A 239-nucleotide genomic window follows, 5' to 3' on the forward strand; every position below is an offset into this window, starting at 1 on the left:
AAATCAGAGAAAATATTAAAAGGTATAGCTGCTTGTGAAGGAATAGCTATAGGTAGAGCATTTTTGCTTGAACAAGGAGAAGATTTGTTTTTCATACCTATTAGAAAGATATCTAAAGAGAATATTAAAAAAGAAATATCAAGATATAGCGAAGCCTTAGAAGCTACAAAAAAACAACTTATTGAGACTAAAGAAAGGATACTTAAAGCTTTAGGTAAACAGCATGCTGATTTAATAGA

At 29.3% G+C, this 239-nt stretch carries 1 protein-coding gene; it reads left to right on the forward strand.

Annotated elements, in window-relative coordinates; all coding sequences use genetic code 11:
• Positions 1-239 (forward strand): phosphoenolpyruvate--protein phosphotransferase (locus tag N2201_07575; GenBank protein MCX7786058.1); only part of this gene is annotated, 239 nt, incomplete at both ends.

It is taken from the genome of candidate division WOR-3 bacterium, assembly GCA_026418155.1.
In the GTDB taxonomy this organism is placed as follows: domain Bacteria; phylum Hydrothermota; class Tepidihabitantia; order Tepidihabitantales; family CAIPLT01; genus JAOABV01.